Annotated in this window: 10 protein-coding genes; 6 read left to right on the top strand and 4 right to left on the bottom strand. The window is 60.1% G+C overall.

The window, feature by feature from the left end; translation table 11 throughout:
- Window positions 1–3 precede the first annotated feature (3 nt).
- Entirely contained in the window at window positions 4–1776 is a 1773-nt protein-coding gene (locus tag J2Y86_RS09970) for an N-acetylglutaminylglutamine amidotransferase (RefSeq protein ID WP_253430372.1), read from the bottom strand.
- A gap of 295 nt (window positions 1777–2071) precedes the next feature.
- Between J2Y86_RS09970 and J2Y86_RS09965 the strand changes: the two genes are divergently transcribed.
- Complete coding sequence (locus tag J2Y86_RS09965; protein ID WP_253430369.1) at window positions 2072–6898, top strand: NEL-type E3 ubiquitin ligase domain-containing protein; 4827 nt, start codon at window positions 2072–2074, stop codon at window positions 6896–6898.
- 5 nt (window positions 6899–6903) lie between these two features.
- Here J2Y86_RS09965 and mnmC read toward each other — a convergent pair whose 3' ends face one another.
- Window positions 6904–8886 (bottom strand): bifunctional tRNA (5-methylaminomethyl-2-thiouridine)(34)-methyltransferase MnmD/FAD-dependent 5-carboxymethylaminomethyl-2-thiouridine(34) oxidoreductase MnmC, encoded by a 1983-nt coding sequence (gene mnmC, locus J2Y86_RS09960; protein WP_253430366.1) that lies wholly within the window; start codon window positions 8884–8886, stop codon window positions 6904–6906.
- 369 nt (window positions 8887–9255) lie between these two features.
- On the opposite strand from mnmC, the gene pap reads away from it, so the two are divergent.
- Entirely contained in the window at window positions 9256–10779 is a 1524-nt protein-coding gene (gene pap, locus J2Y86_RS09955; RefSeq protein ID WP_253430363.1) for a polyphosphate:AMP phosphotransferase, read from the top strand.
- Window positions 10780–10881: 102 nt separating this feature from the next.
- Complete coding sequence (locus J2Y86_RS09950) at window positions 10882–12066, top strand: thiolase family protein (protein ID WP_253430360.1); 1185 nt, start codon at window positions 10882–10884, stop codon at window positions 12064–12066.
- 129 nt (window positions 12067–12195) lie between these two features.
- Here J2Y86_RS09950 and J2Y86_RS09945 read toward each other — a convergent pair whose 3' ends face one another.
- Window positions 12196–12390 carry a DUF6316 family protein gene (locus J2Y86_RS09945; RefSeq protein WP_145314937.1) on the bottom strand — a complete coding sequence of 65 codons (195 nt, stop codon included), beginning with the start codon at window positions 12388–12390 and terminating at the stop codon, window positions 12196–12198.
- Between the two features lie 201 nt (window positions 12391–12591).
- On the opposite strand from J2Y86_RS09945, the gene J2Y86_RS09940 reads away from it, so the two are divergent.
- Window positions 12592–13551, top strand: a complete 960-nt coding sequence (locus J2Y86_RS09940) for a DMT family transporter (RefSeq protein ID WP_253430357.1) — start codon at window positions 12592–12594, stop codon at window positions 13549–13551.
- Between the two features lie 130 nt (window positions 13552–13681).
- Here J2Y86_RS09940 and J2Y86_RS09935 read toward each other — a convergent pair whose 3' ends face one another.
- Window positions 13682–15076, bottom strand: coding sequence for a class II fumarate hydratase (locus J2Y86_RS09935; RefSeq protein WP_253440198.1), 1395 nt, complete (start codon window positions 15074–15076; stop codon window positions 13682–13684).
- Window positions 15077–15268: 192 nt separating this feature from the next.
- On the opposite strand from J2Y86_RS09935, the gene J2Y86_RS09930 reads away from it, so the two are divergent.
- Both J2Y86_RS09930 and J2Y86_RS09925 read left to right on the top strand, forming a co-directional pair.
- Window positions 15269–15799, top strand: a complete 531-nt coding sequence (locus J2Y86_RS09930) for a DUF2059 domain-containing protein (RefSeq protein ID WP_219095362.1) — start codon at window positions 15269–15271, stop codon at window positions 15797–15799.
- A gap of 12 nt (window positions 15800–15811) precedes the next feature.
- Window positions 15812–16111 carry a BolA family protein gene (locus J2Y86_RS09925; RefSeq protein ID WP_017340055.1) on the top strand — a complete coding sequence of 100 codons (300 nt, stop codon included), beginning with the start codon at window positions 15812–15814 and terminating at the stop codon, window positions 16109–16111.
- The last annotated feature ends 72 nt before the right edge of the window (window positions 16112–16183 follow it).

Genomic DNA, 16183 nt, shown 5'->3' with positions numbered 1-16183 from the left:
CGATCAGATTCCTTGTTCACTGAGCCACAGGTTCAGCGCCGCCAATTGCCACAGCTTGGAGCCGCGCAACGGAGTCAGCTGGCCTTGTGGATCGGTCAGCAGACGGTCGAGCATCGCCGGATTGAACAGGCCGCGATCCTGGCTGGGATCCAGCAGCAGTTCGCGCACCCAGTCCAGCGTATCGCCCTGCAGATGCTTGAGGCCCGGCACCGGGAAGTAACCTTTCTTGCGGTCGATGACTTCGCTCGGAATCACCAGGCGTGCCGCCTCTTTCAACACTTGCTTGCCGCCGTCCGGCAGTTTGAATTTGCCCGGCACCCGGGCCGACAACTCCACCAGGCGATAGTCGAGAAACGGTGTGCGCGCTTCCAGGCCCCAGGCCATGGTCATGTTGTCGACGCGTTTCACCGGGTCGTCCACCAGCATCACGGTGCTGTCCAGGCGCAAGGCCTTGTCCACCGCCGCATCGGCGCCGGGCTGTGCGAAATGTTCCTTCACGAAGTCGCCCGCGGCGTCATTGGCGGTCAGCCATTTCGGCTGCACGGTGGCGGCGTAGTCCTCGTAGCTGCGATCGAAGAACGCATCGCGATAAGCCGCGTAGGGATCGGCCGCGCCATCGACCTGCGGATACCAGTGATAACCGGCGAACAGCTCGTCCGCGCCCTGGCCGCTTTGCACCACTTTGCAATGCTTGGCCACTTCGCGGGACAACAGATAGAACGCAATACAGTCGTGGCTGACCATCGGCTCGCTCATGGCGCGGAACGCCGCCGGCAGTTGCTCGATGATCTCTTTTTCGTCGATGCGCAGTTGATGGTGCTGCGTGTTGTAGTGCTTGGCGATCAGGTCCGAATACTGGAACTCGTCGCCGCGCTCGCCGCCGGCATCCTGGAAACCGATGGAAAAGGTCGAGAGGTTTTCCACGCCGACTTCACGCAACAGACCGACCAGCATGCTCGAGTCGACGCCGCCCGATAGCAGTACGCCGACATCCACCGCCGCCCGTTGACGAATCGCCACGGCATCGCGGGTGCTGTCGAGCACACGATCGCGCCAGTCTTCGAGTGTCAGGTTCATCTCGTCGGCGTGGGGGCCGTAGGGCAGGGTCCACCAGGTTTTCTGCTCGGTGCTGCCGTCCGCTTCGATGCGCATCCAGGTCGCGGGCGGCAGCTTTTCGATGCCGGCCAGCAAGGTGCGCGGTGCAGGGACCACGGCGTGAAAATTCAAATAATGATTGAGCGCCACCGGATCGAGGATCGGGTTGATGTCACCGCCCTTGAGCAGCGCCGGCAGAGCAGAAGCAAAGCGCAGGCGCTGGCCGGTGCGCGACAGGTACAGCGGCTTTACGCCGAGACGGTCGCGGGCGATGAACAGGCGTTTGGCGTCGCGTTCCCAGATAGCGAAGGCGAACATGCCGTTGAGTTTTGGCAGCAGCGCCTCGCCCCAGGCGTGATAACCCTTGAGCAGCACTTCGGTGTCGCCACCGGAATAGAAGGCGTAACCGAGGGCTTCCAGTTCGGCGCGCAGTTCCGGAAAGTTATAGATCGCGCCATTGAACGCCAGGGACAAGCCCAGTTGGTTGTCGACCATTGGCTGCGCCGAGCCGTCCGACAAGTCCATGATTTTCAGGCGACGATGGCCAAGGGCAATCGGCCCCTGACTGAAAAAGCCCCACGCGTCAGGTCCGCGAGGTGCCAGGTGATGGGTGATTCGTTCAACGGCTGCAAGGTCCGCAGGTTGATGATCAAAGCGTAACTCGCCAGCTAATCCGCACATAAAGTCCTTACCGGTTTTTCCGTTGGGGAGGGTCAATCGATACCCGGCCAAAACGGCGGGTACTCAGAAACTGACCCGTCACGGTAGTGGGAGTTTTAGACCGATAAGTAATAAGGAGACGGAGCCGGGTGAACAGCGACCCAGCAGAAACGCGCATGGCTGTGGCGGTAATTATTGCTGTGATGCATAGGAGTAGCTGTTGGAATGGGCCCCCGTTCGATCCGCTATTCGAATTATTAAATGCCGGTGGAGCTTCATAAACTGAGGGCCTCTCAAAGCAATAAGGATATTGCTCATGCTGACCACAACCTCCAAGGCTGCCCCCGCGGCGGTGCCAATGACACCCGCGCAACGTCTCGAAGCGTTGCTGGAACATACAGGCGATCTGGACAAGGCCGAAGTGCTGCAAGCGTCCATCCCGCCATGGTTGGCGACGGCGGATCTGACCGTGGTGCAGGCCCTGAAAACCGCGTTCGAGCAGTCTTTCCTGACTCAAGCCAAGGTCAAAACGGCGCTCGAAAAGCTCAAGCCGCTGGACGAGTTCTGCAAAGAGCAACTGACCAGCTTCCTCAAGGGTAAATGGACGATCGGTTTCGACGTCGAGCGGGACACGCTGGACATCACCAAAAAAACCTACACATCAACCGGCGTGCTCCCGGTCTTCGGCTCCCCGTATGAGGAAAGCACCACATCACGCAGCCTGCTCCACGCCGCGATGGAAAACTTTACGCTGGGAGAAGCGAAGAGTGACGGTCTCCCGGCTGACTCAGTGATACGCGTAGATGCAAAGGCCCAATCAGGCACCCAAGTAACCCCCGAACAATTCGCGACGTTCTGTCGTGAGCTCGACCTGGGAGCCCGCTATCAGCGTCATATCGACGAGGCATTGGCGTTGCCTGCCAAACCGGCCGAAGGTGCGCCTGTCGATGATCGAGCTTCCGCCGCTGACGTCCGCAAGTTGAAGGTGCTGGACCTGCAAGTCGCGGCCCACATGGCCTACCTGAAAAAGGACATCACCCACGCCGCTTATACGATGCTGCTGAGTGTGATCGAACAGGATGTCCCGGCGGCTCAAACCAGGGACGCACTGTTTGATGGCGGGCCGGTGCTTTGGCAGGGCCTGATGATTCATGACACCTGTGTCTGTGGGGCGCTGATATTTACCAAGGTTTCCATCGACACCGACTCGAAGGCCCGTTGCGTGGTTTATATGCCGAACGAACCCCGACGACCGCTGTATGAATACCCCTCGCTGGATGATTTCAAGGTTTACCTCACCCTCAAATTGCAGACTAAAAGCTATAGAAAATCGTTCGCCGGGCAGTACCTGCATGGCCACGATAAAACCGGGTTTTTTACCTCGTTCGACAAGGGCAAGACCTTGGGCACGCTTGCTGCCGCTCCCGCCGACACCTGTCTTGGCGATTTTTTCTTCAGTGCGTTTGTCAGCAAGACTCAAAAAGACGCGCGAATCCTTGCCGTCCCGACCGGAGATGTCGATGAGCAACAACGGGAAAAAACCATTCAGGCATTGCTCGATGGCGGTCTTGTACTGTTGAACGCCGCCGCATTTTTCGTACCGGTGATTGGCCAATTGATGCTCGCGGCAGCTGTCGTCGACATCGTCAGCGAGGTGTACGAAGGTGTGGTTGACTGGACGCATGGCGAGCGGACAAAGGCGTTGTCCCATTTGCTGAACGTGGTGGAAAACGTCGCGCAGCTGGCAGCGTTTGCCGCGGGCGGCAAAATCATCACGGCAGCTGTCAGTAAAGGCGTGAAAGAGCGGGCGGCATTCTTCGACGGCTTCGAGGCCGTCACTCGAGCGGATGGCAAGGCAAGATTGTGGAAACCCGACCTCGAGCCCTATAAACAGACCACGACGTTGCCAGCCGACGTGCAACCGGATTCGCAAGGGCTTTATCAACATGCCGGACTGACGTCGATCGTCATGGAGGGCGCACCCTATCGCGTCACCCGTAACGCGGCGGACTCGGCCTGGACCCTCAATCATCGTGTCCGCACTGACGCCTTTCAGCCTGCGGTCGAGCGAAACGTGGAAGGTGGCTGGCGGCATGTCTATGAACACGCGCATGAGTGGCGCGATGGTGCCTATGCGTTGGGCCGCACGGATCAGCGCTTGTACGATCTGGGCAGTGACCTGGAAGCGATTGCCGACATTACCGGCATGACGCCTGACACGTTGCATCAACTCCATGAAAGCAACCTCACATTGCCGCAGCGGCTGAATGACTGTGTCGAGCGCTTCAGGATCGACCGGCGTATCTCCGCGATGGTCGACGCGATGGAGAAGGGCGAAACGTCGAATACCGATGTTGTTCAGGCGCAACTTCATACATTGCCGAGGTTGTCCGGCTGGCCGAAGGAGCGCTTCATTGAGGTGCGGGATGAAGAGAATCTGGCCGTGTCCCGCTTCCCCGAAACAGCGCCCCACGATGACGACGCCAACAGCGTGCACGTTTCTCAGTCGGATCTGGATTCGGGGCAAGTGCTCGATACCGTCATCGGTGGCCTCTATCCGAAAGAAGTCGAAGCGATGCTCGGTGTTTCGACGACCGAATCGAAATCGCTGCTGTTGACCAGGAAAATCGCCCGCCATCTCAAGAGCAATCGCCAGCCGCTGTTTGAGTGGCTCTATAAAACCTGGGACGGCACCGCCAGCGGTGACGTTGCGACGCTGGGCGAACACGCCGCAGACCTTCCCGTTCGCGTGCGTCAGGAATTGCTGGAAAACGCCTCTGGCAGGGATCGCAGCTTTTTGCGCGACCGCAATATTCCCGGCATGGAACTCGCCCGGCAGATCAGTGAGGCGCAGGCCGTGATCAGGCAGGATCGTGCCCTCACGGGGTTGCATCTCCCGCAACTGGCCAATGCCGACACCGACACACTGGCGCTAGGGTTGATGGATCGGGTGCAAGGCTGGGATGACGGTTGTCGACTCGAAGTCCGACAGGGATCGGCAACCGGGCCTTTGCTGGACAGCGTGGGCGAAGCGGACGCGAAGGTTCTGAGGGTGATCGTCAAGACGTCCACCGGCTATCAGGTCACCCAAACCAATGACAATGTGTCTTCTACGCTGACGAGCGAAACGCTGCTTCAATCGATACTGGATGCGTTGCCTGCTGCTCAACGCGCCCGCATGGTTTTCAGTGGCAGCGACCCGCTGGACGTGCCGTCGCTTCGGTCACGCCTGTCGAGGGCAGCCGCTGGCGATCCGGTGCGTACCGGGCGGGTGTTGCGGGGGGAGCGCAGTGAAACGCCGAAACACCTGTCTGCCTGTGTCCAGGCGGATCCTCCCGCTGCAGGTTCTTATGCAAGGGGCATGATTCGCAAAGTCAGAAAACTCTATCCGCTGTTCACTGATGCTCAGGTGTCGGCGTTTCTCGACGACGCCGGCAGTACCCAGATGCAGCGGGTTGCTCGCGTCAAGGCGCTGGAGCAGCAACTGAAGAAACTGCGTGGGGTGCTGCACACCTGGCGTCACGATGAAGTGCAAATGAAGAAGCTGCCGGGGCAGCTCAACGATATCCGGGTCAGCCGTCGTCAGGTGGCCAATGCCATCGAAAACTGCTGGCGCCGGGTAGCGCATCCGCGGTGGCCGCGAAATCAGCCTGTGACAACGCTCACGCTGGAGCGCAATCCAGTAGGCGCATTGCCGACGCTGAGCGAGCAGGATGTCGCCCATGTGCGTAACCTTTCCATCAAGGACATGCAGGCAGGTGACGAGCTGGCGTATTTCCTCACACCGTTCAAAGGGCTGGTCAGTCTGGAACTGGACCGCAATCAACTGACACGATTGCCTGAGGCGTTGTCGCACATGCCCGACCTTGAGCACTTGAGCCTGAACGGCAATCAGATACAGCTGACCGAATACACGTTGCGCAAACTGGCCGACATGCGCAAGTTGCGTACGTTGGGGCTGAGCGACAATCGCTTGGGGGCCACGATTGATGTCAGCAAGATGCTTGATCTGCAATCCCTGTTCCTGAGCGATACCCACGCCACGGAACTGCCCGTGGGGCTTTCCCGCCTGCCCTATCTGAACATGGTGGACTTGCGAGGTAACCAGATTCGCGAGTTGCCAGAATGGCTGTTCCTGGTCCCGCAGCGATTCGCTCAAGCGATCAACCTGCGTGCCAACCCCATCTCTGCGGCGAGCCGTACGAAGCTGGAAACCTACCGTGACAACACGGGGGTCGGAATGGGCCTCCTGGACAATAAAACCACGGTGCTCAATGAACAAAGGGCTCGAGACCTGTGGATGTCAAAACCGGATGAAGAAACCTATGCCAATCGTAATCGTGCGTGGCTGGCATTGAAAAACGAGCCCGATTCGAATGGATTCTTTGAATTACTGGCAGAAGTCGGAAGCTCGGCGGACAGCCGTTTTGTGCACGAAGACATGACCCTGCGAGTCTGGAATGTCATTGAGGCGGCTCAGACTGACTCGGCGTTACGCGCTCAATTGTTGTCCATGGCGGTGAAAGCCCATTGCGCTGATGGCGCTGCGACGATCTTCAGTAATCTTGAGGTGGCAGTCGAGATCGACACGGTGGTTCGGCAGGCCGCTAATACCCATGACCAGGCCTCTCGGCTGCTGAGCCTTGGGCGACGGCTTTTCCGACTGGATTATCTCGCCAGCATCGCTCGGGAACGTGCCAGTGCCGATCCTGCGCTCGATGCTGTGGAAGTAGAGCTGGCTTATCGTACCGGCCTGGCTGACAGGCTTGAGCTTCTCGGTCAGCCGCGGCATATGCGTTATGCATCGCTAAGCGGCGTCGAACAGAAGGACCTGGATATTGCCTACAATAAAGTCATCGCCGCACAGCTCTCGCCTGAACTGTCGACCTACGTGAGTGGCCGCACGTTCTGGGTCGACTTTTTGCGACAGCATCAAGGCAAACAGTTCACCGACCTGACTGCGCCTTTTCATGTGCGGATGGCGGCGGCCTTTGAAGACGAGGCGAAACTTGGCGCCGGCTATCGCCCAAAGGTCGACGGCATTGCCGAAGAATTGAAGACAGCCGAAACCGCCTTGTTGAAACGTCTGACCGAAGCGGCGATGCAGGCTGACGAGTCAAGGACTTGCTTTGCGCTGGATTGAACGCCTCAGGCCTTGCCTCGAATCAAGCGGCGCAACGCGAAGCGGTTCGGATGACACGCCTCGGCCACGGCCCTGGGCAATGGCAGCGGTTCGTTATCCAGCCACGCAGCGAGCAATTCACCTGACAACGGCGCGGTGATCAGGCCGCGCGAGCCGTGGCCGCTGTTGACGTACAAGCCATCCAGCCAGGGGCAACGGATGTCCGGCGTTTGCCGGGCATCCTTGCTCAGGGCACTGTAGGCCTCGGCGAATGCCTGACTGTCGGCCAAGGGCCCGACAATCGGCAGGTAATCCGGGCTGGTGCAGCGAAATGCGGCGCGACCTTCGAGGGTTTCGGGCTGCAAGGTGTCCGCGCCGAGCCGGGTGAGCAGGTCGGCGGAGATTTCTTCGAGCATCTGCAGATTACCGGCATGCTCGGCGGCGGTCGGTGTCAGGTCGTCGTTGCTGAAATCGAAACTGGCGCCCAGCGTGTGTTCACCCAAGCGTGCCGGGGCGATATAACCTTCGGCGCAGACCACGGTGCTCAGGCTTTGGCTCTCTCGTGTCTGGGGCAGACGAGTGATCTGCCCGCGAATGCGTTTGAGCGGCAACTCGCTGCTGTAAGGGAAACGCTTGATCTCGGCTGCACCGGCCAATATCACCACCGGCGCATCGGCCAGCAACGTGTCGCCATCCCAGGCTTGCCAGTGGCCTTGTGATCGACGTAATTGCACAACATCGTGATGCGTCAGAATCCGGATGTCGGGGTGCTTCGCTTGCCATTGGCACAATGCCGGCGGATGCACCCATCCACCTTCGGGGTAATACAACCCGCCCCATTGCAGACCGATGCCCGCACGCGCCTCGGCCTGACCTCTATCGAGCGTGTGCAGCAAGTCGGGAGGAAACGCCTGCGCCAGTTGCGCCTGACGCTCGGCTTCCTTGGCGTTGAAGGCCAGTTGCAGCACGCCGCAACCGTCCCAGTCGACACCGCGCTGCAACTGTTCAAGCACGCGTCGGGTGTAACCGAAGCCACTGACGATCAATTGCGACAACGCCGTGCCATGGGCCGAAAGCTTGAGGTAAAGCACACCCTGCGGATTGCCCGAGGCTTCCTGCGCCAGCGCATCGTGACGCTCCAGCAGGCTGACGTGCCAACCCCGCGCCGCGAGGCTGGCAGCCGTCGCGCAACCGGCAAGGCCAGCGCCGATCACCAGTGCCCGACGTTCGCCGGTCAGCGGCGTCGGGCGCGCAAACCATGGTTTGGTCGCAGCGGGTGCCGGGGCTTCTTCCGGCCAGCCAAGGAACGTGCCCCGCAGGATTTCCCATTTGTGACCGATGCCGGGCGTGCGCTTCATCTTGAAGCCCGCCGCATTCAGCAGACGACGTACCCAACCGGTGCTGGTGAAGGTGCTGATGGTCGAACCGGGCGCTGCCAGCCGGGCAAGCTCGGCAAACAGTTCGGCGGTCCACATGTCCGGATTTTTCGCCGGAGCGAAACCGTCGAGAAACCAGGCATCGATCTGCGCATCCAGCTGCGGCAACTGCTCGAGTGCATCGCTGATCAACAGGGTCAACGTCACGCGACCGTTATCCAGTACCAGCCGCTGGAAGCCTTGATGGATCGCCACGTACTGCGCGAGCAACTGATCGGCAAACACCTTGAGCTCGGGCCATAACGCCAGCGCCCGTCGCAGGTCAGGCGCACTCAGCGGGTACTTTTCGACACTGACAAAGTGCAAGCGCGCACCGGCTACTGCGTGTTGTTCGAACAATTGCCAGGCGCACAGGAAGTTCAGCCCGGTGCCGAAACCGGTCTCGCCAATCACCAGTCGCCCTTCCGCCGGCAATGCGGCAAAGCGTTCACCCAAGGCGTTCTGTTCGAGGAAAACGTAGCGGGTTTCGTCCAGCCCGGACAGGTCGGAAAAATACACATCATCGAACACCCGCGAACGCGGGAGCCCTTGGTCATCCCAGTCGAGCTGGGCGTGGGGCAATACAGGTTTCATGGCAGGCTCGGCAACGGCAAGGCGGCCATTCTAGCCGATCGCCGCCGAGGTGCTTGATCCATGGCAACGCACGATCATCCGGATCAGCGAAACTTCCAGGCCGGGAGGGTAATGCTGTTCACCTGAGAAACTTTTCTGACAGACAAGAAATCTGTGGCGGGGGGATTTAGCGAAACGTCGCACCGCCCCGTTCGACTGCGAAGCTGTCGCCAATCCCGATAATTCAATCTGTTTTGCTGGACGCGGGGCCGCTTCGCGACCCAACGGGGATAAATCCCCTCGCCACAGGTCATCTCAGCCAAGATGGATTTCTCCCGCGCAGGAGAGGTCAATCCGCTAGTCTTGTTCAATCCTGGAAGGAGCCGTCTTATGTTCGAATCTGCTGAAATCGGTCACGTCATCGACAAAGAAACCTATGAAGCCGAAGTCCCGGCGTTGCGTGAAGCGCTGCTTGAGGCGCAGTTCGAACTTCAGCAGCAGAAGCGTTTTCCGGTGATCATTCTGATCAACGGCATCGAAGGTGCCGGCAAGGGCGAGACGGTGAAACTGCTCAACGAGTGGATGGACCCGCGCCTGATCGAGGTCCGCACCTTCGATCAGCAAACCGACGAAGAACTGGCGCGGCCACCGGCCTGGCGGTACTGGCGAATGCTCCCGGCCAAGGGCCGCATGGGGATTTTCTTCGGTAACTGGTACAGCCAGATGTTGCAGGCCCGGGTGCATGGTGTGTTCAAGGACCCGCGGCTCGATCAAAGCATCAATGGGGCCGAACGCCTGGAGAAGATGTTGTGCGACGAAGGCGCGCTGATCTTCAAGTTCTGGTTTCACCTGTCCAAGAAACAGATGAAGGCGCGCCTCAAGGCCCTGGCCGATGATCCGCTGCACAGCTGGCGCATCAGCCCGCTGGACTGGCAGCAATCGCAGACTTACGACAAGTTCGTGAAATACGGCGAACGCATTTTGCGCCGCACCAGTCGCGACTATGCACCGTGGCATGTGATCGCTGGAATGGACCCGCGTTATCGCAGCCTGGCGGTCGGCAAGATTCTGCTCGAAGGCCTGCAAGGTGCCTTGAAACGACCGAAGATTCACCCGGACAAAGTCAGCGCCGCACCCTTGGCGAGCAGCGTCGATCACGTCAACCTGCTCGACAGCCTCGACCTGACCCTGAGTCTGGACAAGGACGATTACGAAGAGCAACTGATCACCGAGCAGGCGCGGTTATCGGGATTGATGCGTGACAAACGCATGCGTCGCCACGCCTTGATTGCGGTGTTCGAAGGCAACGACGCGGCAGGCAAGGGCGGGGCGATCCGGCGGGTTGCGGCGGCACTTGACCCGCGCCAGTACAGCATCGTGCCGATTGCGGCGCCTACCGAGGAGGAGCGGGCACACCCGTACCTGTGGCGTTTCTGGCGACATATTCCGGCGCGGGGGAAATTCACGGTGTTTGACCGCTCCTGGTATGGCCGGGTGCTGGTGGAACGCATCGAAGGCTTTTGCAGCCCGGCGGACTGGCTGCGTGCCTACAGCGAGATCAACGACTTCGAAGAGCAGATCGCCGATGCCGGGGTGATCGTGGTCAAGTTCTGGCTGGCCATCGATAAGGAAACGCAAATGGAGCGCTTTGAGGAGCGCGAGCAGATCCCCTTCAAGCGCTTCAAGATCACCGAAGATGACTGGCGCAATCGCGAAAAGTGGGATGCCTACCGGGCTGCGGTGGGTGACATGGTTGACCGCACCAGCACCGAAATTTCGCCCTGGACACTGGTGGAAGCCAATGACAAGCGCTGGGCACGGGTCAAAGTCTTGCGCACGCTCAACCAGGCGCTGGAAGAGGCGTTCGAAAAGTCCGACAAGCATGAGAAAAAGCTGAAGAAGCTGAAGGTGTGAGCCGATGGCTACGCATACGCGGGGTGAATGATTGTCGCGACGGGTAACGGGTGGACTTATGCTCGGTCCACTCTCAACCGATAACAACAAATGAGGTATGCCATGCGTGAAGTGGTGATCGTCGACAGCGTACGGACCGGCCTGGCCAAGTCCTTTCGCGGCAAGTTCAACCAGACCCGTCCGGACGACATGGCGGCTCACTGCGTCAACGCACTGCTGACGCGCTCGGGTATCGACCCGGCCAGTGTCGAGGATTGCATCGTCGGCGCCGGCTCCAACGAAGGCGCGCAAGGCTACAACATCGGTCGCAACGTTGCGGTGCTGTCACGCCTGGGCACCGGCACCGCCGGCATGACTCTCAACCGGTTCTGCTCGTCGGGCTTGCAGGCGATTGCCATCGCTGCCAACCAGATCGCCTCCGGTTGCAGCGACATCATCGTCGCCGGTGGCGTCGAGTCCATCAGCCTGACGATGAAAAGCGTCAACACCGACAACCTGATCAACCCGTTGCTGAAAGAGCAGGTGCCGGGCATCTACTTTCCCATGGGCCAGACCGCCGAAGTCGTCGCCCGTCGTTACAACGTCAGCCGCGAAGAACAGGACCTGTACGCCCTGCAAAGCCAGCAGCGTACTGCTCACGCGCAGGCCGCCGGTTTGTTCGACGACGAAATCGTGCCGATGGCGGTGAAGTATCGCGTTGAAGACAAGGCCACCGGTCAGGTGCAGATCCTTGACGGTGTCGTCGATCGCGACGATTGCAATCGTCCAGACACTACGCTGGAGAGTCTGGCGGGATTGAAACCGGTGTTTGCCGAAGACGGTTCGGTCACGGCGGGCAACTCGTCGCAGCTGTCCGATGGCGCGTCAATGACGCTGGTGATGAGCCTGGAAAAAGCGCTGGAACTGGGGTTGAAGCCGAAGGCGTTCTTCCGTGGCTTCACCGTGGCAGGTTGCGAACCGGATGAAATGGGCATCGGCCCGGTGTTCTCGGTGCCGAAGTTGCTCAAGGCCAAGGGTTTGCAGGTGTCTGACATTGACCTGTGGGAGCTCAACGAAGCGTTCGCTTCGCAATGCCTGTACAGCCGCAACCGGCTGGGGATCGATAACGAGAAGTACAACGTCAATGGCGGCTCGATTTCCATCGGTCACCCGTTTGGCATGACGGGGTCGCGTCAGGTCGGGCATCTTGTGCGGGAGTTGCAGCGGCGTGATTTGCGTTATGGCATCGTCACTATGTGCGTGGGTGGCGGGATGGGGGCGACCGGGTTGTTTGAAGCGGTGCGTTAAGCCTTAAGGGCTTGTGGTGATTGTTATATCGCCTTCGCGAGCAAGCCCGCTCCCACATTCGACCGAGTTCTCCCATAGGAATACGGTCGAATGTGAGAGCGGGCTTGCTCGCGAAGGCAGCGCCTCGGTCTATCGACTAGCGCTCAAAAGCTGCATCCGCGCGATATAAGCCTCAATCTCCCGCGCGGCCGCCTCCGGGTTTTCAAACGGCCCCTCCAGCGTGTTTTCCCGGGTGCTGAAATACAACTCCCCGTTTACCCGACACATCCGGTCACTGCGAAAGTGTGTGGCGGGGGCGTTGTCCTGGGCGCGCATGCCATACATGGCGATCTCCTGAAGGTGGGTGGATCCAATGAGCTTATGCATGAACCGCTTACAGCGCCCGACCAACCGATCGACGGCATACCGCCAATTTATTGCTGCGACCCGCACAGTTTCATTCGCGCCCGCTTGCCAACTGTCCCTGTGTGCCAGGCGCCGCTGCGCCTAGAATGACGATTCTTGCCATCTGGCTTTGGGGTACGCATGCACATTTCATCCGGTCGCTGGGTTTACGGCCTGTTCCTGGCCTTGTTGACCGCGTTGTTGTGGGGAATCCTGCCGATCAAACTCAAACAAGTGCTGCTGGTGATGGACCCGGTCACGGTGACCTGGTTTCGCTTGATGGTGTCCGGCAGCTGCCTGTTTATTTATCTCGCGGCCACCCGACGCCTGCCGAGCCGCAAGGTGCTCGGGCCGCGTGGTGGCTGGCTGGTGTTGATGGCAGTGCTCGGCCTGGTGGGCAATTACGTGCTGTATTTGATGGGCCTGAACCTGCTCAGTCCCGGCACCGCGCAACTGGTGGTGCAGATGGGCCCGATCATGTTGCTGATCGCCAGCCTGTTTGTGTTCAAGGAACGCTTCAGCGTGGGGCAGGGCATTGGCCTGCTGGTGTTGCTGATAGGTTTCGGGCTGTTTTTCAACCAGCGCCTGGCCGAGTTGCTCACGTCACTGACTGACTACACGGCGGGCGTGCTGCTGGTGTTGTTGGCATCCACGGTCTGGACGTTCTACGCCCTGGGGCAGAAGCAATTGCTGACGGTGTGGAATTCGTTGCAGGTGATGATGGTGATCTATCTGTTCTGCGGGCTGTTGCTGACGCCGTGGGTGCATCCGCTGGAAGCGCTGCAACTGACGCCCCTGCAGGGCTGGCTGTTGCTGGCGTGCTGCATGAACACGCTGATTGCCTATGGGGCGTTTGCCGAAGCACTGGCGCATTGGGAAGCCTCGCGGGTGAGTGCGACGCTGGCGATCACGCCGTTGGTGACGTTTGCAGCGGTGGCGATGGCGGCGTGGTTATGGCCGGAATATGTGCATGCCGAGACGATCAATGGCCTGGGGTATGGCGGGGCGGTGTTGGTGGTGTTGGGGTCGGCGCTGGTGGCGTTGGGGCCTTCGTTGATTGCGGGGCTCAAGGCCAGGCGGGTTCGGATTGCAGCAGGGTAATCCGCGTCATCGTTCATCGCGGGCAAGCCACCCTCCCACAGGTTTTGTGTCGATCACTATATCTGTGAACGGCATAAAACCTGTGGGAGCGGGCTTGCCCGCGATGACGGAGTGTCAGGCACTACAAAACTCAGCCCTTGGCCCCAGCCTCAAGCATATTCTCCGGCCTCACCCACGCATCAAACTGTTCATCCGTCAGATACCCCAACTGCAACGCCGCCTCCCGCAAGGTCAGCCCTTCGGCGTAGGCCTTCTTGGCAATCTCCGCCGACTTGTCATACCCGATATGCGGGTTCAGCGCCGTCACCAGCATCAAGCCTCGCTCCAGATGTTCAGCCATTTTCTCGGCATCCGGCTCCAGGCCGGCGATGCAATGCTGCTGGAAGTTGCTGCAGCCGTCGCCCAGCAGGCGGATCGATTGCAGCAGGTTGTGGATGATCACCGGTTTGAACACGTTCAGTTGCAAGTGCCCCTGACTGGCGGCGAAACCGATGGCAACGTCGTTGCCCAGCACCTGACACGCCAGCATCGACAGGGCTTCGCACTGGGTCGGGTTGACCTTGCCGGGCATGATCGAGCTGCCGGGTTCGTTGGCCGGCAATTTCACTTCGGCAAAACCGGCACGCGGCCCGGAGCCCAGCAGGCGCAGGTCGTTGGCGATTTTCATCAGGGTCACGGCCAGGGTTTTCAGCGCGCCGGACAGCGTGGTCAGCGGCTCATGGCCCGCCAGAGCGGCGAACTTGTTGGGGGCGGTCACGAACGGCAGACCGGAGAGCGCGGCCAGCTCGGAGGCGATGGCTTCGCCAAAACCGTGTGGTGAATTCAGCCCGGTGCCGACGGCGGTGCCGCCCTGGGCCAGTTCACACACGGCGGGCAGGGCGCTGCGGATCGCGCGTTCGGCGTAGTCCAGTTGTGCGATGAACGCCGAGAGCTCCTGACCGAAGGTGATCGGCGTGGCGTCCATCATGTGCGTCCGACCGGTCTTGACCAGCTTCATGTGCCGTGCGGACAACTCCGCCAACCCGCCGGACAGTTCGCTGATCGCCGGCAGCAAATGGTGCTGCACCGCCTGTGCTGCGGCGATGTGCATCGCGGTGGGGAAGCAGTCGTTGGAGCTCTGCGAGCGGTTGACGTGGTCGTTGGGGTGCACCGGCGACTTGCCGCCGCGCGGGTTGCCGGCCAGTTCGTTGGCACGCCCGGCGATCACTTCGTTGACGTTCATGTTGCTCTGGGTGCCGCTGCCGGTCTGCCAGACCACCAGCGGGAACTGGTCGTCATGGTTGCCGTCGAGCACTTCGTCGGCGGCCTGTTCGATCAGCCGGGCGATGTCGGCGGGCAGGTCGCCGTTGCGGTCATTGACCCGCGCCGCGGCTTTCTTGATCAACGCCAGCGCATGCAGCACCGCCAGCGGCATGCGCTCGTTGCCGATGGCGAAGTTAATCAGCGAGCGTTGCGTCTGAGCGCCCCAGTAGGCCTCATCCGGCACGTCCACCTGGCCAAGGCTGTCGGTTTCGATACGGCTCATCATGCACACTCCTGTCAGTCTGATAGCGCAGTTTAGGCCGTGATCACCGGCCGTGGTTCCATCAGTCTGGAATTTGACCGTTCGCCCCCTCTAATTCAAGCCCGACAAGGCTTGGGGTTGAGTGACACAGTTTTTTAGGCGCAGAATGGTCGCCCTTGGGGTTTTACCTCGCCTGCTAGAAAAGGAAACTCGATGACTCGTCTTCGTGCCATCTGTACCGCGGTTGCACTGGTTTGCGCCAGCGGCCCTGTTTTTGCCGATACCGCCAGCCATAACGCCAGTGCCGAGGCTTTCCTGACCCTGGCGCACGCTGACAAATTGGGCACTCCGGTGTACATGCAAGTGCAGCAAATGTTCGCTCAGCGCTTTGAACAGACCAAAGCCCCTGAATCGAAAAAAGCCTTGCTGGAAACCTACCAGGCCAAAGCCAACGCCGCTCTGGACCAAGCCATTGGCTGGAACAAGCTGAAGCCGGACATGGTCAAGCTGTACACCACCAACTTCAGCGAGTCCGAGCTGAAAGACCTGGTCGCGTTCTACCAGTCGCCACTGGGCAAGAAAGTCCTGGAAAAAATGCCGCAGCTGACCCAGCAATCGGCCCAGATGACCCAAGCCAAGCTGGAAAGCGCGGTGCCTGTGGTCAACAAATTGCTGGCTGACATGACCAACGAGCTGGATCCTAAAGCCGGCGCTGCTGCTCCTGCTGCCAAGAAAAAGCCTTAAGCGGAGCCCGGTATGACCATGCAACAACGCATCGAATCGACGCTGGGGCTGTTACAGCCCGAGCACCTGCAAGTGCTGGATGAAAGCCATATGCACAGTCGTGGGTTGCAAACCCATTACAAGGCCGTGGTGGTCAGCCAGCAGTTCGAGGGGCTCAACCGCGTCAAGCGTCACCAGAAAGTCTACGGCACGCTCGGCGAGCTGATGGGCGAGTTCCATGCGTTGGCGCTGCATACCTACACGCCTGAGGAATGGGCACAGATCGACGCGGCCCCGGCCTCGCCGACCTGTGCTGGCGGCAGCAAGCATTGATGTGATTGGTTGATGGGCTGAAGTGCTGTTGTGGCGAGGGGGCAAGCCCCCTCACCACAGTGGTTTGTGCCA

It is taken from the genome of Pseudomonas migulae, from assembly GCF_024169315.1.
In the GTDB taxonomy this organism is placed as follows: Bacteria; Pseudomonadota; Gammaproteobacteria; order Pseudomonadales; family Pseudomonadaceae; genus Aquipseudomonas; species Aquipseudomonas migulae_B.
This window is presented reverse-complemented; position numbering and strand designations above follow the sequence as displayed.